Consider the following 21,510-nt stretch of genomic DNA (forward strand, 5'->3'; position numbering starts at 1 on the left):
AGAAAATAATCATAACCAAATATGAGGAAATTCAGATTTGACTACAACCTTCAAAAATACCTCTTCAGGAGCTTAGCGTTTTCCGCAGTCACATTGCTTTCCTGGACTGCAAGTGCCCAGGCAGAATTTACCACCTGGGGGAATATGACAGGGATTCGCGTGGATAACCAGTTGATGGAATTTAACAGCAGTCTTGCGGTAGAAAATCAGTGGGGCGAGACATGGCGCACGCGAAAAGAGGGACAGGAGATAGATTTTAAAAGAGAGGGCCCACAAAAGGTCTTTTCCTACCAGATGAAAAATCTCAAATGGACACAGGCTATTGAAACCCTGGGAGACGCAAAGGCAGAGGTAGAAGTAACTTTTGTTTCTCCTAAAGATACTTTGCTCAATGCGGCTTATTTTACCATTGATCTACCTAAAGAGTTTGGTCCCGAAACGACTTTCAGCTTTGTTAATTCTGGAAAAGTGGGAATGCAAGATCTTCAAACCGGCGCTACCAAAGCAGATTATAAAGCTCCGGCGCAGGGTATGACCATTGAATCCCCTACCCGAAAATTGGTGCTAACCTTTGCCAAACCGGCCGAAGTGATCATCAACAGGGAAGAAACAGCAATAGGCAACATCAGACTGAATTTTGTCCTGGCTTCAGGTGAAATAAAAGCTAAGGATATCCATAGAAACACCTTTATTATTACAGCTTCCGGGGAGATAGACAGAAGTCCGGTAGTAATAAAAGTCTTTCCTGAGCAGGAAGGGAAAGCCTTTGACGGAATTGGAGGGAACTTCAGACTTCAAAATGCAGCTACAGATCCGCAGGTAATAGACTTTACTTTGAAAAATCTGAATGTGACCTGGGGAAGAGTGGAAATGCCCTGGCAATACTGGCATCAGAATGAAAATGAAGATCCGGCAGCACAGGCTCGAAAAGGGCAAATCCACCCTAAAGTAAAGGCAGCCATGGAAATGGCACAGAAGCTTGATCAAATGAATATTCCGGTAATGCTTGCCGCCTGGTTTCCGCCGGACTGGGCTATTATTGGGAAACGATTTAAGGGAAAACATCCTGACGGAAGTATGGGTAACAAGCTGGATCTCACTAAGAGCGATAAGATCTACCGTTCCCTTGTGTCATACATAAAATACCTCAAGGAAGAATACGGAGTGGAAACCGTAATGTTCTCCTTTAACGAATCAGATCTTGGTATTGATGTTCAGCAAACAGATGTGGAACATAATCAACTGATCAAAACAATGGGCTCGCTCCTACGGGCTGAAGGCCTGCAGACAGAATTTTTATTAGGCGATACCGCAGATGCCAACGGCTGGGATTTCACTACCCTTGCCTCAACAGATCCCGAAAGCCTCCCGTACATTGGCGGAGTTTCCTTTCATTCCTGGAGAGGATACACAGAGCAGAACCTTCTAAAATGGAAGGACATTTCTAACAGGGTTGACGAACCTTTATTTATTGGAGAAGGAAGCATTGATGCCGGTGCATGGAGATATCCTCAGATCTTTGAAGAACCTACCTATGCTTTGGAAGAAATAGATGTTTACATCAAAATGATGAATATCGCCCAACCAATTTCAATTTTACAATGGCAGCTAACGGCAGATTATTCGGTAATGTCCGGTGGAGGAATTTTCGGTAATCATGAGGACGAGTTGTATCCCACGCAGCGCTTCTTCAATTTGAAGCAACTCAGTAATACTCCCGAGGGTCTTTTTTATCTTCCGGTAAAAGTAGATAAGGAAGGGATCAGGGCAGCTGCGCTTGGGGACGAATCCAAAGGAAGTTATGTCATTCACCTGGTAAATAAAGGCGCTACACGAAATGTGAAACTAACAGGACTACCAAAAGGTCTTAAAACTATGAACCTGCACATTACTAATCTGGATTCTTCTTTTAAGAAACTCAAGAATGTAAAGGTGCAGAATGGAACTGCTGAATTCAGCCTCGAAGGCGCGAGTTTTGTTTCGCTTTTTAGTAACAAAAAATAATGTCACTTTGCAATATTAGAAATTGTATTCAAACATGAAAAGTTTCACTCTGCCCTTACTCTTGTTGATTCTTGGCTTCTATCCTTTAACAGGAGAGACTCAAACCAGATAACCCCTTCGGAAGATCCTCCGCAACTAAGTCGGGATATCTATGGTCATTTTTCTGAACTTCAGAATGGAAAACGGTCAGAAAAAATTATTGTAAAATCGGATATTGAAATAGAATGTCTTCAGGAAATTTTCTGTTTCGGGTACAATGGAATTTTTCAGCTGAACATGAAAGCAGGTAGAACTATTTTGTCTCATTCTAAGATTAACTTTTTAGTCCGCTCTTTAGGATTTTACTAAAAAAAAGGTTAAAATAGCTCGATATTAATCATCTAAGAAAATGAAAAAGGCAATTTTACTTTCGCTAACCATCTTTATTAGTTATAATGCTACTTCGGCAGATATCATTGGCAATAAAGAAATTTGCTCCATTCAAAAAGATTCTTCAAAGGCTGGTCAAAATGTTGCTTACCAATGGGGGAACATGGCTCTAACTGCCACCGCAAATGACACCGAAAAATTCAATCCCCGGCCTACAGTTACTTCCCGGTATTTAGGATTGATATTTACTTCAGTTTTTGACGCCTGGTCGAGATATGATGATAAGGCCATTCCGGTCTATTTGACTGGTGCTGAAAGAAAGCCCAGTAATGAGCGTAACCTCAAGAATAAGGAAATCGCTATAAGTTATGCAGCTTACAGGGCCATGAGTGAGTACTATTATTCAGATGTGAAGCTGTTCACCAATTTCATGCGGGAATTGGGTCTGGATCCAAATAACAATTCTTTAGATCCTACTACCCCAGAGGGTATTGGAAATTTGGCTGCAAAAGCGGTCATTGAAGCCAGAAAAGGAGATGGCTCTAACCAATATGGAGAAGAAACCGGCTCAAACGGGAGGGCTTATTTTGATTATGTCAATTACAAACCCGTGAATTCTCCAGATGAAAACGTTGACCTCAACAGGTGGCAGCCCAAGTACTTTTCAGATGGTAAAGATGGAAAGTTTGCTCCGGGATGTTTAACACCTTTCTGGAATAAAGTCAAACCTATTGCCTTACAATCGGCCGACCAGTTTCGCCCCGGTCCTCCACCATTAATAGGTTCAGAACAATTGGAAAAAGAGGTGAAAGAGGTGATTGATTTGCAGGCAAACCTCACAGATCACGATAAAGCATTAGTAGAGTTTATGAGGGATGGGCCACAATCTGTTCAGCAGGCGGGGCATTGGCTAAAGTTTGCTCAGGAGGTTTCCCTTCGGGATAATAATAGCCTTGATGAGGATGTAAAAATGTATTTCTATGTTCAGGTGGTCGCGATGGATGCTTTTATTGCTTCCTGGGATGCAAAAATGTTCTATGATTCTGCCAGGCCAAATGCGTTGGTACATCATTATTACAAAGATCAAAAGATAAAAGCCTGGGGCGGACCAGATAAGGGTTTTACTGAATTAAACGGCACCGAATGGAGACCCTATTCTCCCGACACTTTTTTATGCCCTCCTTTTCCTTCCTATGTTTCGGGTCATAGCACTATTAGCGGAGGCTGTGCTGAAGCTCTAAAACTGTGGACAGGAAGTGATGAGTTTGGATCTGAAGCCACACTGGTTGCAGGCGCGATGACGGAACCTGAGCATTTAGGAGATACTGTCACTTTAAAATTCCCAACTTTTACTGAAACTGCTGAAATGGCAGGAATTTCAAGGGTTATGGGAGGATATCATATCCAGTCAGATAATATAGCTGGATTGGAACTGGGAAGAGATGTGGCCCGGGAAGCCTGGAAATTCTACAAAAAACACATTGGTGAAGTTGTATATTAAAAACAAGAGGTTTACAAACCGGAACTTCTCTTTTCAAAAATAAGATTTGCTAAATTTTGCTGTCGTTAGAGCATTAATTTGATTCAATGCTCTTATTGAGCACGTGATTTTTTTAATAGATGTTAATTTAGTCAGATGGTTAAATCTCAGGATTAATATTTAGATTCCTCACGCGCAAAATAGCGCATTCTTTTAAAAGGCTAAATCCCTGTATAATTGCAATTTAGCACTACATAAAAATAGTGGAAAAAAAGATTTGTGTTATATTTACACTTCACCTGCCAATTCAGTGCAAATTTATTTAAATCGAGATGAGTAGAATAAAAATTTTATCGGCTGTAGTGCTACTATTAATGGCATCCACTATGACATGGAGCCAGACATTAAAACTTAATGACCTGGAGTATTTTGAGACACAAGGGGTCAATGTTCTTGTTTACAATAACCTTTTTACAGGAGGGTTTAATGATGAAAAAACTGCCGGAATTGAGCTCATTCATCATGGCGTAAGAACAGCTCAAGGTGGAGCAGTGAGGCTTTCCAATACTCCTGAGCAGTGGGACCTCGTTCCCAGTATACCTACGCGGAAGGTAAACCGTGCTTCTAATAGTATTGAGTCTGTTCTTAGCTATGATGATTTTGATTTTGAATCTAGAGTAGTGGTTACTGCTAAGGGTAAAGGTGTGGAAATTTCGGTTTACCTGGACAAACCAGTTCCTAAAGAGCTTGAAGGAAGCGTCGGGTTCAATCTAGAGTTTCTTCCCTCGCAATACTGGGCTAAAACCTACTTAATGGATGAGCGTATCAACCGTTTTCCCCGTTACGTGGTTGGTAACACTGTTACAAGACCAAATTCGGAAAAGCTCAAACAGTATAAAGGTTATGAAACTTACGACGACAGAGGTACCGGAGAATTCATCGATGTGCTGCCTCTTGAAACAGGGCGCACCTTACTTCTTGCTCCCGATGAACCCGAACGCATGGTAAAGATCACTTCGCAGGATGCCGATCTAATGCTTTTTGACGGCCGGGTACTTGCTCAAAACGGCTGGTTTGTGGTTCGGAGTTTGCTACCGGCAGGAAAAACCGGTAAAGTTTTAACCTGGACAGTAGAACCAAACGCCATTGACAAGTGGGTAAGAGACCCGAATATAGGTTTTTCACAGGTTGGATATCTACCCTCCCAGCAAAAAGTTTCAGTCATTGAACTCGACAAAAAAGCTAAACCGCTTGAGAAAGCATCTGTTCATAAAATAGATGAGAACGGCAAAACTACCGAAGTATTTAATGGCAAAATAGAACCATGGGGTGACTACTATAAATATCACTATGTGAAATTCGATTTTTCTTCAGTTAACACTCCGGGTATTTATTATATCCAATATGGAGACACTAAAACAAACAACTTTATAATTAACAAAAGCGTTTATGATAAAATTACTGACGCCACCAGCGACATTTGGATTCCAATACACATGAACCATATGTTCGTAAAGGAAGGATACAGGGTTTGGCACGGGGAACCTTTTAAAGATGGATATCTCCAGGCTCCGCCAAATACCGATCATTTTGACCTTCATGATCAGGGACCAACAACCGATACCGAATATGAAGCCCTCGAATTGATCCCGGGACTGAACGTAGGTGGTTTTTTTGACGCAGGAGATTTTGATATCGAGACGCACTCCAATATTAGCGTGGTGCAGAACTTTGTACAGACCTGGGAATCTTTTAAACCCTTACGCGACCAGACTTTTGTTGATCAGGAAGCAAGGCATGTTGTTCTTCATCGCCCAGATGGAACACCGGACATCTTACAATTCATCGAGCATGGCACCCTGAACCTTGTGGCGCAGGCTGAAATTATTGGACACATGGCGCAGACCCTTTCCAATTCGGTACTCTATAATTACCATCACCTCGGTGACGCCGCCTCATTAACAGACGGACTTCCATACAATGCCGAACTTGGCCCTTACGAAATAGCTGCTGACGGTGAGTCGAGCGGAGTTAAAGATGATATGTGGGCTTTTACTAGCCGCAATCCAAGTCTGGATCTTAGGGCCGCAACTGTGTTTGCTGCAGCAAGCCGGGCACTAAAAGGATATAATGACGATCTTTCAGAAAGAGCACTATTTCAGTCCAAGAGGCTGCTGAAGGAAGCAACAGAATTGCTTGCCAAACAGCCACAGGACAGTACGGGTAGGGAGTGGGCATCTGTAGCAGATATTTCAACTAATCTTCAGCTTTATATCTCAACAGGAGAGCAACAATATAAAGATAAATTTCAGGAGCTTTTGTGGCCTGCCCTAGACCGGAATGTTAGTTTTGTAATACTGACTGCATTACACGGGATACCGCACATGGAAGCATCTTATAAGGAAAAGCTACGACCATATGTGGTGAAATACAATGAATATATTGCCGGGCTTGAAGACGATAACCCATACGGAGTACCTATTGGTCTTGGTAACTGGGCAGGGAGTGGATTCATAGTAAATTTTGGTACTACCATTAGTTTTGCCAATGAACATTTCCCGGATATTATCGATGACAAGCATGCGTATAAAGCGACGGACTGGTTATTTGGCAACCATCCCTATCACAATTATTCTTTAGTGGCAACAGTGGGTGCAGCACGTCCCAAGGAAGTATTCTATGGCAATAACAGAGCAGACTTTTCATTCATACCCGGCAATGTTGCTCCGGGTATTTTATTTAGAAAACCAGACCATTTTGAAAACTATGACGACTGGCCATTCCTGTGGGGACAAAACGAGGGTACGATTGGCGGAAACACCAGTTATTTAATCTTTGGGTCAGCTTTTAAAAATCTGGTAATAGACAAAGATTAGATATATAAGTCTATTCAAAAACTGATAAACACCTTATAATAATTAAGCGCAAGCAGTAAGTTTTAAATGTAACTTACAACTTGCGCTTTTTCTTTTAGTTAGCAACATCTTTTAAAAAGATATTGACTTCTGGTTTGCCTCTCTTTAATCTTCAGCTCCTGCTTTGAGAAATTTATTTACTTCAAGCCAGTAAATAAAAGCATCAAACCAGCGATTGCTCGTGCGGTCAGGATTTCCAAGGCCGAATCCATGCCCTCCGTTCTGGTAGAGATGGAATTCAACAGGTATTCCGGCTTTATGCCAGGACTCAATCAAGCCAAACTCTCCATTAAAGAGAAAATCATCAGCAGCAATTACGTTGAACATTGGAGGAGCATTTTCCGGCACCTCCACTTCGTTCAAACCACCATAAACAGGCCCAATGAAAGCAAGATCCATAGTTTTTGAATTTAATGTAGAATGCATTGTAAGACCTGCACCGGCCGAGAAGCCAATCATTCCTATATTGGTAGTATCCACACCCCATTCTTCAGCACGTTCAACGATCATGGCATAAGCCGCCTCGGCATCTTCAAGTTGATTGTCCAGGTTCCATCGCGGACGCTCAGGTCGTGCTGCGGGTTCCCCATCTCCTGAAGCTTCCGCAGGAGGTGTCATAGGGCGATTCATCCAGGCACTAAAGTCATCAAGAGATTCGGGAGTTGGGTTCAGCCGGTATTTTAAGACAAAGGCGGCGATTCCTTTTTCGGCAAGGGCTTCAGCAACTTCCCAGCCTTCATTTCCCATAGAAAGCCATCTAAATCCGCCTCCGGGAGCCACAATAACTGTGGTACCTGTAGCTTTATCTGGATCGGGTAAAAAAGGGGTAAGCGTTGCAGTAGTAATATTTCGCGCCATAGGATCGCCCCATTGTCGAAACCATGTTTCCTGAGCAGGCTGATCTTCCACACCCCCGGTTCCTAACGGAATGGCATTTGGTTCTTTGGGATTTTCCATTGGGTAAATTGTACCATCCTGGGCCCATCCCGATGCTGTAAAGACAAAGACAAATGTCCACATGGCAGACCTGAGAAATTTAATTGGTGAATAAGTCATAATTATTGGTTTTAAGGTTAATAATCTAAAATCTATATTATGGTTGTTATTATTCAGTTTCACCTGTCATTTAACTTTCACCTGGCTTAAATTTCTCAGTCCACTTCACTTTTCCTTGAAACATGAAAATTATTCCCCGCTAAAGAATATCATTACTGCAGCCACTATTATTAGAATGATAACAGATACAACAATGTCCTTCCAGTTGTAACTATTCTTATTGTTCTTTTTCTCTTCCTCAGATATCGTTTGAAAAGTGAGATTATCTGTCTTCTCTTCAGGTGGAGCAGCAGTTAGATGACTCACCACTACGATTAGGATAATACAGAAGAGGAAAAACCATGCTCCAAAGGAAAGGAAATTACTTCCTCCCAAAACGTACAGGTAACCGTCTGGATCAAGTGAGTCTTTCATGATCTCAAGAACAATGCGTATCGCACCAACAATAAGGCCCGTTATTAAAGTTACAAAAGCTCCGGTTGCATTAATTCTCTTGTAGAAAATTCCAAGGAGAAAAACTGCGGTAATGGGAGGAGCAATATAAGATTGTACACTTTGTAGATATTCATACAGCACACCAGAAATGTTAGCCATAATTGGTATCCAGATAATTCCGATAATTACAATTACAACGGTAGCTATCTGGCCTGTTCTTACCAGTTTCTTCTCTGGGGTATTAGGCCTAAGCTTCTTGTAAATATCCACAGTGAAAAGCGTGGAACAGGAGTTAAATACCGATGCAAGAGAACTCATTAGTGCTGCCAGCAATCCTGCAGCGACCAATCCTCTTAAACCAGATGGTAACAGGTTACTCATTAAAACAGGAAAAGCCTGGTCTGGGCTATCCCAGTGAAGTTCTCCTCTCATTTTAAGAGTAAGTGCAATAATCCCGGGAATAAGAAATAAAAATACCGGCAGTAGTTTTAAAAGTGCCCCGAAGATCGTTCCTCTCCTACCCTCTTTAATATTCCGGGCAGTAAGAGCTCTTTGAACGATATATTGATCTGTACACCAATACCAAATCCCAACAATTGTACTTGTGATCAACAATGAAGGCCATGGGAAATCAGGATCTGTAGCAGGGCGCCACATATTAAAATATTCGGGACCTACAGTGTCTACCATACTCCCCCAACCTCCAACTTTATCGAGACCGATAAAGGTTAAAGCTGCTGCTCCAAGAACAAGAATGATAGCCTGCAGGGTCTCAGTGTAAACAACGGCTCTCATGCCGCCAAGTACTGTGTAAATACCCGTAAGGATTACAGTAGAAAGGGCTCCTGTCCAAAAATCTATTCCCAATAGCGCCGAAACCACAATTCCTCCTGCATAAATAGTTACAGAAATTTTAGTAAGAACGTATGCTATAATTGAAAAAATAGACAGCACCCAACGAGACCTTGCATCAAATCTTTTTTCAAGAAATTCGGGCATTGTGAACACCCCGCTTCGGGCATAGAAAGGGAGGAATACCCAACCAAGAATAAGTACCACCCAGGCCTGGATCTCATAGATCAACATGGGAAGTTTATTTCCGGCACCGGCCCCTGCCAATCCCACTACGTGTTCAGAACCTATGTTTGATGCAAAAATGGAAGCCCCAACAACAAACCAACCCACATTCCTTCCTGCTAAAAAGTAATCCTCTGTATTAGATTGTTTCTTTTGAATTACCCATACGGCAATCCCCAAAAGAATAGCAAAATAAATACCGATCGAAATCCAGTCAAAAGTATCTAATGTCTGCATATTATTTTACTGAAAATTTAAAGGAAGTTTTTGAAGTATATGTATCTCCCGGTTCAAGGATTACCGACGGAAAATTTTCCTGATTTGGCGAATCTGGATAGTGTTGTGTTTCCAGACAAAAGCCACTCCTTTTTTCATAATTCCCTTCCCCATACTGAAGCGGTAAAGTTCCATCCAGGAAGTTTCCTGAGTAAAACTGGATTCCGGGTTCGGTGGTGTGTACCTCCATAAAACGACCACTTGCCGGATGGTATGCAGAAGCAGCAAAACGCATCCCGCTATCCTGCTCATTCAGTACCCAGTTGTGATCATAACCTCCGGCTCTTTGAAGCTGCTCATTGCTTGCTTCTATATCTTTTCCTGCTTCTTTCGGCTCTCTAAAATCAAAAGCTGTGTTTGCAACATCCTGTAGTTCTCCTGTAGGGATTAAATTTTCAGTAACAGGTAAATACTGGTCTGCATTGATCTTGATTTCATGATCAAGAATAGATTCAGAAAAATCTCCTGATAGGTTGAAATACGCATGTTGAGTTAAATTAACCACCGTTTTTTTATCGGTAGTTGCTTCATAGTCCACATCGAGAGAATTATCATCATTCAAAGTATAGGTAACAATAGTCTCAAGCTTACCAGGGTAGCCTTCTTCCATATCCTCACTCACGTAAGACAGCTTAAGCATCCTGGGACCCGCCTCTTCTACGGTCCATATTACTTTATCAAAGCCTTTTTCCCCACCGTGTAAATGATTTTGTCCGTCATTTTGTGCAAGTGTGTATTCCTCACCATCAAGGGAGAACTTTCCATTTGCGATCCTGTTACCAAAGCGGCCAATTAAAGCTCCAAAAAAGGGATTATCTTCAAGATATTGTTCCAGCGAATTAAATCCCAGTACAACATCTTCATAATTTCCTTCTGCATCTGGCGCCGTTAGAGAAGTGATTCGCCCCCCATAGGTGATGATATTCACTTCCATTCCGTTTTCATTCCTAAGGGTGTATTGTTCAACCTGCTCACCATCGGGTGTTGTGCCAAAATCCTCTTTCAAAACTTCCTGATCTACCTTAGTAGCATCTTCATCTAAAGTTTGAGTTTCTTTATTTTCATTTTTGCACTGCACGAATGCAAGGGCTAATATCAATAACCCACAGTTTAAAAAACTTCTTTTTACAGTATTCATAATGAGTTGGTTTGGTTCTACATCCCGTGTTGAAACAGGTGATAATAAACTTCGTTAGCGTTGATTTTATCTTTGAATTCCCGAACATTTGTTTTTTCATCTATCACCAGTAATTCAATGCCGGCGATGTCGGCAAAATCTTCCAGAAATTCTGTAGTCAGCGCCTGAGTGTAAACAGTATGATGAGCGCCCCCGGCAAGTATCCAGGAGGTTGCAGCAATGTCTAGATCTGGTTTTGGATCCCAAAGCACCCGTGCGACAGGTAAATTTGGCAGGTCTGCTTCAGGTTTTACGGCCTCCACTTCATTTACTATTAATCTGAATCTATTACCTAAATCGATCAAGGAAGCATTGAGTGCAGGGCCTTCAGGGGAATTGAATACCAGCCTAACCGGATCTTCTTTCCCTCCAATTCCCAGCGGATGTACTTCACATGAAGGTTTAGCATCGGCAATAGTGGGACAGATCTCGAGCATATGCGACCCCAGAACATAAGATTTCTGCGGACTAAAATGATAGGTATAATCTTCCATAAAAGATGTTCCGCCCTCAAGACCTTGGGTCATTACTTTCATGGCTCGCAGAAGCGCAGCTGTTTTCCAGTCTCCCTCGGCTCCAAAACCGTAACCATCGGCCATTAAACGTTGTACGGCAATTCCCGGTAATTGTTTCAGTTCTCCGAGATTTTCAAAAGTATCGGTAAAAGCTTTAAAACCGCCTTCTTCTAGAAATGAACGAAGGCCAAGTTCAATTTTTGCAGCTTCCTTTAACGAGTCTCTTTTCTCACCATTCTTCTGAAGTTTTTCTGAAAGATTATATGAAGATTCATACTCCTCCAGCAACTTGTCTACATCTGCGTCTGAAACCTTGTTGATATGCGCCACAACTTCCGAAGAATCATAGCCATTTACAGACATTCCAAATTTCATCTGGGCTGCCACTTTATCTCCTTCAGTTACAGCAACCTCGCGCATATTGTCACCAATTCGAGCCACTTTAAGGTTCTGCAGCTCGTCCCAACCCAGCACCACTCTGCACCAATTGCCAATCTTTTGCTGTACGCGCTCTTCCTGCCAGTGACCTACGATCACCTTTCTCTTTTTGCGCATTCTGGACATCATAAAACCGAATTCCCGGTCTCCGTGTGCAGACTGGTTCAGGTTCATGAAATCCATATCGATCTTTCCCCAGGGAATCTCGGCGTTGAATTGTGTATGAAGGTGGCAAATAGGTTTCTTGAGAATACTAAGGCCTCTAATCCACATTTTGGCGGGGGAAAAAGTGTGCATCCAGGTGATGATACCAATACATTTTTTCTCGCTGTTGGCCAGCTGGAGAAGGTCTGTGATCTCATCGGGCGTCTTTACCGTCTCTTTGTGGACAATTTTTAATGGGATCTTATTTGATCCATTAAACCCATCAACTATGGCTGCGGAATTCTTTGCGACCTGGTTAAGAGTTTCTTCCCCGTAAAGGTGCTGACTCCCGGTTACAAACCAAATTTCCTTTTCTTCTGTACTGATCATTTATTCTGAATTAGGGGTTTTTTATATTTCATTAAAAAGACCTCACAGGTTTTAAAAACCTGTGAGGTCTGATTCGTTTAATTATTTCTGACCGTAATAGGCATTTTTGCCATGTTTACGTTCGTAGTGTTTTTTAATAAGTGAATCCTTTAGCCTGGGGGCTTCGGGATTTATCTGAAGGGTCAAAAATGCCATTTTTGACACCTCTTCCAAAACCTTGCTGTTGTACACCGCTTTGGCTGCATTCTTGCCCCAGGTAAATGGTCCGTGGTTTCCTATAAGCACCATTTGAACTTCTTCATAAGACAGGTTTTTATCCCTGAAGCAGTCCAGGATCTGTATCCCGGTATTGTGTTCATAATTCCCTTCAATGAGATCATCCCGCATTGGCGGAGCACAGGGAATATCGGTGGTTAGATGGTCGGCGTGAGTAGTTCCAAAGATTGGAACATCTCTTTGCGCCTGCGCCCATGCTACCGAGTAGGTTGCGTGGGTGTGTGCCACTCCGCCAATTTCCTTCCAGTTCTTATATAAGAAAGCGTGAGTTTTAGTGTCTGAAGAAGGCCTCATTTCCCCCTCAAGGACATTGTTATCAAAATCGAGGATCACAATATCTTCAGGTTTTAGATCTTCATAGGGCACGCCGCTGGGTTTAATCGCAAAAACACCTTTTTCGCGGTCTACGGCACTCACATTTCCGAAGGTATAGATCACGAGATTCAATGCATTGAGCTGCATATTGGCCTCATAACATTCCTGTTTCAATTCCTGATAAATAGAACTCATTGTTGGTTTATTTTTCTGGTTGCACTTTTTTCGGCAAAGGCGCCCAATTCTTTGTACTCCTGCATTAATTGGGCATAGATTTTCACCTCCTCTTTCTTCGGAAGATATTCTGCTTCAAAATCACTGCCCAGGGTTTTACTGGCTTCGATCACGTTTGGATAAAGACCTGCAGCAACAGCTGCATAAATGGCCGCCCCAAGGGCAGGTGCTTCATCTGAAGCTGCTACTTTAATAGGCATATTTAGCACATTTGCCAGGGTTTGCATGATAAAAGGGGATTTTCGGGCCACTCCTCCAATTCCTATCACGCTATTGATCTTCACACCTTCTTCTTCAAAACGGTTCACGATCTCTTTAGAACCAAAGCAAATTGCATTGATCAAAGCTTTAAAAATATGGGGGGCTTTAGATCCTAAAGACAGGTTGGAAATGGCACTTTTCAACTCCTGATTGGCATCGGGGGTTCTTCGGCCGTTGATCCAATCCAGGGCGATTGGCAGGCTCTCAAAAATGTCAATTTTCTCTGCCTCTTCAGAAAGTTTCCTGATGAAGTTCTTTTCGGCTTCTGCCTTTAGTTGCTCTTTTTGTTCTTCAGAAAGTATATCCGAATTATAAATAAGATTATCCAGGGGCCAGGAAAGTACATCCTTGAACCACGCCAGCACATCTCCAAAAGCGGACTGCCCTGCTTCGAGACCTATCATCTGCGGAATTACCGAACCGTCTACCTGCCCACAAATTCCTTTTACAGTTTTATCTCCAACGTTTTCTTTGGAAGATATAATAATGTCGCAGGTGGAGGTTCCCATTACCCGAACTAAAGTGTGTTTATCGATCTTAGCACCTACAGCGCCAGAGTGTGCATCAAAAACCCCTACTGCAATAACACAATCTGTACTTAATCCTAATTTTTGAGCCCATTTGGCACTTAAGTTCCCGGCAACCTCATCGGAGGTGTAGGTCTCGTTGTATAATCTTCCGCGAAGCTCACCTAAATAAGGGTCCAGCCTGTTGAGGAAATCTTCGGAAGGAAGTCCGCCCCAGCTTTCGTGCCACATAGCTTTATGCCCGGCAGCACAGCGGCTTCGTTTGAATGACTGCAAATCCTGATCTTCAATGAGCATAAAGGTCATAAGATCACAATGCTCCATCCAGGAATAAGCTGCATTTTTAACCTTTTCATCTTCCCTGATGACGTGGGTGATCTTCGCCCAAAACCATTCGGAGGAATAAATTCCTCCTTCGTATTTGGTATAATTCTCTCCTCCCCAATTCTCTGCCAGCTCATTGATCTCATTAGCTTCCTTAATGGCAGTATGGTCTTTCCACAACACCATCATAGCATTGGGGTTCTCTTCAAAACCCTGCACAAGTGCCAATGGAGTTCCTTCTTTAGTAACTGCAATTGGGGATGAGCCAGTGGTGTCTATGCAGATCCCTTTTACAGCCTGGCCATCAATTCCACTTTTTTCTACAACTCCTTTAATGGTTTTTTCAAGACCTTCAATATGATCTAAAGGGTGTTGCCGGAATTGATTTATCGCTGCGTTACAGTATTTCTGCTCCTTCCATCGTGGGTAATAATAAGTATCTGAGGCCAGTTCCTTCCCGTTTTCGGAGTCCACCAAAACAGCTCTCACCGAGTCGGTTCCATAATCAAGGCCTATAACATAATTCTTCATCTTAATAGTAATTGCTTAAAACAGATACTCAAATATAAGTTTCTTTTTGATTAAGTGTCATTAAAACACTTATAAATAATTAACAAAATTTTAAATTTAACAATCTTGCCAGAAAAATCTTCGTACTCCCGACTTAAAAACTCTATTAATATTCTACTTTTCGGGTTAGTCCTGTTCTTTATCCTTTAATAATCTAACATCGTAAATTCCTGCAGTACGAGAACCTGGGACTGCTTCAAATCTCAGCTTTAAGATACCATCGCTATTTTTTACCACTCCGGCAGGAAGTTTATAATCCTTTTCAAAGAACCTGTTTCCCTCCAGGCCATAAAAACTTTCTTCGGAAATGAGTTCGTCATTAATGAAGATTTTAAAATTGCGCCCTTCATCTCCTCCAAAGTAAGTGATCCTAAGTTTTCGTGCCTGTTTCTCCTTATCGACCAGGTTATAACTGAACCAGCCTTCTGCATCTCTCCAGTGCCTATCCCGATGCGTGCCGATGTTTGAATTCTGGCTTTCTATAAAATGATCGGCCTCCGGTTGTTGTTCGCCGGGAGCGACCCTGTCAATGGTTAAGGCCGCCAACATCTTTTCTTCCTCCTCCTTTTTCTCCAGTTCCTTCCTTATCTTCTCCACCCCTTCAGTAGTTTCCAGAGGAAGATAAATGGCATACCGGGAGTCATGGAGCTTGTAAAATGGTATGAACTCCAGGTCTTTAAATTGATTAGGATATAAAACCTCTGACGCCGAAAATGTCAGTTTTTTACCAGGCACTTTCTTCACCAGGGTTTCAACCTTTTCAGTTTCATCTGAAATAAAATAAGGCACTTCTGAAAGCGGAATGATCTCCCCGGCTGCAATATGACCTCCCCTACTATCATCGGCAAAAAGTCCATCCATATCCTGATCGCCTGTTTTAGCTGCCAATACAATGGGGCCGTATTTTAAAGCCTTGTAATCTGAACCATCGGGAAGTCTTTCAGAAGTAAGATGCATGGGCAACTTCACATCGACCCTGTCACCATCTTTCCATTTTCTTTTAATGCTGAAGTAATTCCCGGAAGTTGTATTCACCTCAAACGGTTTTCCATTTACTTCAACGTTGAACTCCCCCTGCGAAATCCAGCGTGGATATCTTATTTTTAAGTTTAATTCCTTAGGATCTTTAGTCTCGATGAGAAATGATGTGGACTCTTCTTCAGGAAAATTGGTTCTCTGAGTTAATGAAAAATCCTTCTCCTCCCAATTGAGAGTAGAAGGAATAAATAGATTCACATAAAGCTCATTTTCAGAATAGGCATATATGAATTCATTGTACTTGCCATGGTTTTCAATACCAGAGCCTACGCAACACCAGAAACTGGTTTCCGGCTGAGAATACACCCGGTAGTGTCCCGGACGCATAGGGGTGAAATAGACAAACCCTCCTTTTTCGGGATGTTGAGACGACAAAATGTGATTATACAGACCTTCCTCGTAATAATCTAAATATTTCTCCAAACCTTCTGCCTGGAAGAGCTTTTTGCTCAATTTGAGCATGTTGTAAGTATTACAGGTTTCGGGTCCCTGTACGTCGGTAATCATTGAAGCAAAATCGGTAGTTGGATGAAAATGTTCCCTTACACTATTCCCTCCAATAGCAACAGAGCGCTCTTCTACAACATTCTCCCAAAAATATTTAGCGGCCTCATGGTAATTTTCATCACCTGATATTGCAGCAACTGTTTCGAACCCAATAACCTTGGGGATCTGCGTGTTTGCATGCATCCCGTTTAAGACATCATTCTCCTGACTTAAAGGATCAAGCAATGCCTTCTGAGAAAATTGCCTGGCCAGTTCCAGGTATTTTTCCTCCCCTGTCAATTTAGCCACATCTGCAAAGACCTCATTTAATCCACCATGTTCGGAGATAAGAAGGGACTGGATCTGTTCATTTGAAAGGTTTGCAGTAAGATCGATCATCCAGTCGGTAAAATCGATGAGCATTTCCTTAGCCAAAGGATTTCCTGTATGTTGATATGCATCGAGTAATCCTGCGTAGGTTTTATGGATGTTATAAAGAGGCACCCACCTGTTATTCAGACTAAAACTAGCCGGCTTGAGTTCACCAGATCTTATTTCTGCCCATAACTCTTTACTTCCCGGAACACCTCCAATATAACCGGTGCCGTAAGCGTCCTGCGCACGTTTGAGTTCAGCAAGCATATATTCTAATCTTTCATATGCCTCTTCACTACCTGCAGATGCATACATTTGTGCCAGGGCAGTAAGATAATGGCCTCCAATGTGACCATCCAACCCGGAATTTTCCCAATTGGTATAGCTTGTAGTCTTTGGTTCCAAGCCCGCTTCCCGTAAAAAGGGCGCCAATAATTTATCTGGCTCCAATTCGAGAATGTAGTTGAGATCTGTAAGCATTGCCTGTTTAAAAGACCCTTCTCCCAGCTCTACGTCCTGAAGCTTAAAAAATTTAATGTCGCTCTTACTTTGAGCCCAGACATTAGGTCCAAAAGCAAAAGCTATTAGAAGCAAATTGAAAAGAATGTGGTGCTTGTGATCTTTAATCATCAACGCAGGTTTTTAGATTGTTAAATTATTTTTTTGAGGAAAGCACTACAACTGAGAAAGGAGGTAAGACCATTGATAGTTTGCCATTTTTCAGGTTGAAATCTTTAAAATCCTTAATAGTAATTTTATCAGGGTCATCAAAAGTATTATGATCCTGGATTTTTCCTGATCGAAGGATTTGTCCCTGCATTTTCTTCACATCCATACCTTCCAGATCAATTTCAACCTTATGTTCCTTTTGGGCATCTATATTGACGAGAGAAATGTTCGTGCTTCCCGCCTCACTTTTAGAAGCCGAAACAGAAATGGCCGGTAAAGATTCCCCGTTGAAAGTGTACTCAGGAGAATCAAAAGCCACCGGAAGCAACTTAGCATCGTGGTGCACTGTATACATTTTGAAAACATGATAAGTGGGGGTAAGGATCATTTTCTCCCCTTCGGTAAGTATTTGTGCCTGCAAAACATTCACAGTCTGGGCGATATTGGCCATTTTTACCCTCTCACTATGATTATTGAAGATATTCAAAGTTGCCCCTGCAATCATTGCATCTCGCATGGTGTTCTGCTGATAAAGGAATCCCGGATTGGTACCTTCTTCTACTTCGTACCAGCCACCCCACTCGTCTACTGCTAAGTCTATTTCATTTTCAGGATCATATTTTTCCATAACCTCTATATGCCCGGCCACAAACTCATCCATTTTAAGAGCTTCCTTCATACTCTTAAAATAGATATCTTCAGTATAATTTGTGGAAGGTCCTTTCGCTTTCCAATCAATTACAGCATAATGATGCAATCCTACTGCTTCAATAAGGGATTTTGGCACCTCCCGCATTAAGACCTCGGTCCAATGATAATCATCACCTGTGGCCCCTGCTGCAATTCTATAAAGATTTTCATTATTTTCTGAGGCGTTCATAAAAGTAGCGTACTGCTTATATATATTAGCGTAATATTCAGCGGTCATATTACCGCCGCAGCCCCACATCTCATTTCCAATTCCCCAAAATTTCACATTCCAGGGTTCTTCCCTTCCGTTTTCCTTTCTCAGTTTAGCCATAGGGCTACCTGCAGGATGGTTGGTATACTGTACCCAGTCGGCGAAATCCTTTACTGTTCCGCTACCAACATTTCCTGATATAAAAGGCTCGGCTCCCAATTCTTCACACAGATTTAAAAAGTTATGGGTTCCAAAGCTGTTGTCTTCGGTTACCCCACCCCACCAGGAGTTTACCATGGTTGGCCTTTCTTCTTGTGGACCAATTCCATCCTTCCACTGATAAGTATCTGCAAAACAGCCACCGGGCCACCTGAGGTTCGGGATTTGGATTTCCTTTAGGGCTTTAATAATATCTGTCCTAACTCCTTCTTTATTTGGAATTGCGCTGGTGTCCCCAACATAAAATCCGTCGTAGATAGAGCGACCGAGATGTTCAGCAAAATGACCATAAATGTGCTTGCTGATCTTTGGGGCATTTTGGTCTTCACGTACGGTAATCTTCGTTTCCTGTGCAAATACCACCGACTGGCACATAAAAAGAAAAATAAATAGGCTACTAATTTTTTTCATGATTTACTGTTTAATTTTTTACTACTCAAAAGTCACTTCTCAAATATTTCAGAGCTGAATTAATATGTCTTTATCCCAAAATTTCCAATCAAATTTATTGGAGTATATATCTCATATAAGCTTCTCTTCAGGTGTACTACATTTTATTTTTGTACACAACACATTGAGCTTTAAAGATCCACCTGAAGTTTTTCACCATGATACTTAATATTTTTTGAGGTAGATCCCTGTTTTTCTCCCACCAATTTAATATTAAAAACTCTCTCCTTCAGCATGCCCTCAAATTCACCTTTACGGGGATGAATTATTAACTGTTTTTGTTCATCCTTCCATTCAAACTTTATTTCAGAATAGGCACCATCTTCATAATTGTAATTATCATTTTCATCCTCATATAATATAAATTCACCATTTGCGCCCGGATATACTTTAACTTCCAGATTATTCCAGTCATGTTGAGTAGCATATTGCACTTTTGGTCCTATAGGAAGGATGGAACCTGCACGAACATATAGTGGCATAACATCTATTGGTGTTTCCTTTTCGATACGTTTTCCTCCATTGAACTTTCTTTCGTCCCAGTAGTCGTACCAAATGGCACCAGCAGGAAGGTAAATGTCCTTTGACTTCACTTCTCCAAAATTTTCTGATTTGTTTACTGTGTACATGGATCTCGTGACCGGGGCTACAAGAATGGATTTTCCAAACATATATTGATCGTTTAAATCATGCACCTTACTGTCACCAAGAAAATCCATTACTAAAGCCCGCATCATACTTGAATTATTATGAGTAATATCCCAGGCAGAAGAATAAATGTAAGGCAGTAGGCTATAACGCAGGTTTATAAACTTTTCTAATGCATCGTAGATGTCATCCCCCTTTTTTCCAAACTGATAGATCTCTCTTGGTGCATCTGCACCATGGGAACGCATCATTGGAGTAAAGGCTGCAAACTGGAGCCACCGGGCATATAATTCCCGATATTCAGGATCCTCGAGCTTGTCCTTGAATTTACTAAGGAAGAAACCTCCAATATCAGTATTCCAATAAGGTATTCCTGTAAGTGAAAAGTTTAAGCCGGCCGGAATTTGTTCCCCCAGGGCATCCCATGAAGCAGTAACATCTCCAGACCATGTGTTGGCCCCATACCGCTGTTGTCCGGCGAAAGCTGAACGTGTCAAAATAAAAACTCTTTTATCTGAAGTTTCTTGTCTCTGATTTTTATAAACTCCTCCCACACTTAACACGGGATAAGCATTACGAACCTTTCTAAAAGAGCCTAAATGAGTCTGAATATCCAGATCCTCAGGTTTAAATTCAAGATGATCGGGCTCTGTTGAATCCATCCACCATCCATCGATTCCCAGGGAATAAAGACCCTTCCTTAAATATTTCCAGTAAATATCTCTTGCCTCTGGATTGTAAGCATCATACACCCTTACGCCAGATGGATAATTCATATCTGGTGGCCATGTATCTTTTCCTGATAAAGGCCAGGTTTGAAATTCAAGAAGATCATTACCTGCTTTTAAATCTTTATAGGGTTGGGTCTCAGGACCAAAAGATGACCATATGGAAATAATGATATGAGCATTAAGATCATGAATTTGATCAATCATCTTCTGTGGCTCAGGAAAATTGGGATTTAAAAATTCCATAGCATTCCAATGATAGTTGTCTCCCCAATACTGCCAGTCCTGGATAATACCATCTAAAGGAACATTTAATTCCCGATATTTTTTGACTACCCCAACTGTTTCTTCCTGGCTCTTATATCGTTCTTTACTCTGCCAATACCCGAATGTCCATAATGGAAACATAGGCACTTCTCCCGTAAGATGTCGCATATTTGCGATTACCCCATCAGAATTTCCTCCGTCCATAAAATAGTAGTCAATCCCATCTCCAACCTCGGATTCAAATTGGGTCCTTTCAATATTATCCCTGAAAGTAGTAGGTGAATAATTATCCCAGAACAACCCATATCCTTTAACCGATTGAAAAAAAGGCACGAAATCCCAGGTGTTACCCTGTATCATTTTAACTTCCTGATTTCTCTGTGACATTTTTCCATTCTGAAGGATTCCAAGTCCGTATATAGCTTCCTCTGGATCTAACTTAAAAGATTGTGAAACGCTGTAAGTATCCTCCCCGGCATCATTGAATTTCACGAATGAGGCACTAATCTCCTGCAGGAGCACCCGCCCCCCTAATCTTTTAAAGGTAATATTCCCATTTCTAAGATCTAGTAGCACCTCAAGATCTTTTGAGCTTAAAGAAACATAATCACCCTTTTCCCTTGTATTGAAGCTTACATCTTCCGGATCCATAATTACTGAAAGACTTTCTTTTTTATAGGAAGATCCCTCAGGGTATTTAATTACCCGAACCAAGTCGGGCTTAAAAAATTGTATCTCAACCTCAATCGAGTCAATAGTTGCAGATATCCCACCTTCAGTTTCTTGAAATGATTGCGCTACAACTCCCCAACATGCCAGGAGACCAATAAAAAAACTAGAACAGATCTTCATATCTAAATTTAATTACTTTAAAATGCACTGAGCAACCTTGCCCTGTGAGAAACTTGTAGCGCAATATTCTAATAATTGAAGGCTAATACTGCGA

General features: G+C 41.6%; 12 protein-coding genes. 3 read left to right on the top strand and 9 right to left on the bottom strand.

The genetic code is table 11. From position 1 onward, the window contains the following. Positions 1 to 21 precede the first annotated feature (21 nt). The 3 genes from OQ279_RS00535 (at position 22) to OQ279_RS00545 (ending at position 6,729) form a co-directional block, all read left to right on the top strand. Positions 22 to 2,004 carry a glycoside hydrolase gene (locus tag OQ279_RS00535; protein WP_266067795.1) on the top strand — a complete coding sequence of 661 codons (1,983 nt, stop codon included), beginning with the start codon at positions 22 to 24 and terminating at the stop codon, positions 2,002 to 2,004. 388 nt (positions 2,005 to 2,392) lie between these two features. Continuing rightward, positions 2,393 to 3,874, top strand: a complete 1,482-nt coding sequence (locus OQ279_RS00540) for a vanadium-dependent haloperoxidase (RefSeq protein ID WP_266067796.1) — start codon at positions 2,393 to 2,395, stop codon at positions 3,872 to 3,874. Between the two features lie 311 nt (positions 3,875 to 4,185). Beyond that, positions 4,186 to 6,729, top strand: a complete 2,544-nt coding sequence (locus tag OQ279_RS00545; RefSeq protein WP_266067797.1) for a cellulase N-terminal Ig-like domain-containing protein — start codon at positions 4,186 to 4,188, stop codon at positions 6,727 to 6,729. Between the two features lie 144 nt (positions 6,730 to 6,873). Here the strand turns inward: OQ279_RS00545 and OQ279_RS00550 are convergent, their stop codons facing one another. From OQ279_RS00550 to OQ279_RS00590, 9 genes are all read right to left on the bottom strand, one after another. Next, positions 6,874 to 7,824 carry an alpha/beta hydrolase gene (locus OQ279_RS00550; RefSeq protein WP_266067798.1) on the bottom strand — a complete coding sequence of 317 codons (951 nt, stop codon included), beginning with the start codon at positions 7,822 to 7,824 and terminating at the stop codon, positions 6,874 to 6,876. Positions 7,825 to 7,953: 129 nt separating this feature from the next. Continuing rightward, positions 7,954 to 9,573, bottom strand: a complete 1,620-nt coding sequence (locus OQ279_RS00555) for a sodium:solute symporter (protein ID WP_266067799.1) — start codon at positions 9,571 to 9,573, stop codon at positions 7,954 to 7,956. A 1-nt stretch (position 9,574) separates the two neighbouring features. After that, on the bottom strand, positions 9,575 to 10,750 hold the full coding sequence (locus OQ279_RS00560) for an aldose epimerase family protein (protein ID WP_266067800.1): 1,176 nt from the start codon (positions 10,748 to 10,750) through the stop codon (positions 9,575 to 9,577). A 17-nt stretch (positions 10,751 to 10,767) separates the two neighbouring features. Then, positions 10,768 to 12,276 carry an L-arabinose isomerase gene (gene araA, locus OQ279_RS00565; protein ID WP_266067801.1) on the bottom strand — a complete coding sequence of 503 codons (1,509 nt, stop codon included), beginning with the start codon at positions 12,274 to 12,276 and terminating at the stop codon, positions 10,768 to 10,770. A gap of 81 nt (positions 12,277 to 12,357) precedes the next feature. After that, positions 12,358 to 13,062: an L-ribulose-5-phosphate 4-epimerase gene (locus OQ279_RS00570; RefSeq protein WP_266067802.1), complete on the bottom strand. Its 705-nt coding sequence runs from the start codon at positions 13,060 to 13,062 to the stop codon at positions 12,358 to 12,360. Next, positions 13,059 to 14,744 (bottom strand): ribulokinase, encoded by a 1,686-nt coding sequence (locus OQ279_RS00575; RefSeq protein ID WP_266067803.1) that lies wholly within the window; start codon positions 14,742 to 14,744, stop codon positions 13,059 to 13,061. The genes OQ279_RS00570 and OQ279_RS00575 overlap by 4 nt, the downstream gene beginning before the upstream one ends. 165 nt (positions 14,745 to 14,909) lie before the next feature. Continuing rightward, positions 14,910 to 17,312, bottom strand: coding sequence for a glycoside hydrolase family 127 protein (locus OQ279_RS00580; RefSeq protein WP_266067804.1), 2,403 nt, complete (start codon positions 17,310 to 17,312; stop codon positions 14,910 to 14,912). A 25-nt stretch (positions 17,313 to 17,337) separates the two neighbouring features. Further along, positions 17,338 to 18,882: an alpha-N-arabinofuranosidase gene (locus OQ279_RS00585; RefSeq protein ID WP_266067805.1), complete on the bottom strand. Its 1,545-nt coding sequence runs from the start codon at positions 18,880 to 18,882 to the stop codon at positions 17,338 to 17,340. 170 nt (positions 18,883 to 19,052) lie between these two features. Beyond that, positions 19,053 to 21,416: a glycoside hydrolase family 31 protein gene (locus tag OQ279_RS00590; RefSeq protein WP_266067806.1), complete on the bottom strand. Its 2,364-nt coding sequence runs from the start codon at positions 21,414 to 21,416 to the stop codon at positions 19,053 to 19,055. Between the last annotated feature and the right edge of the window lie 94 nt (positions 21,417 to 21,510).

The organism is Salinimicrobium profundisediminis (assembly GCF_026241755.1).
Taxonomy (GTDB): Bacteria; Bacteroidota; Bacteroidia; order Flavobacteriales; family Flavobacteriaceae; genus Salinimicrobium; species Salinimicrobium profundisediminis.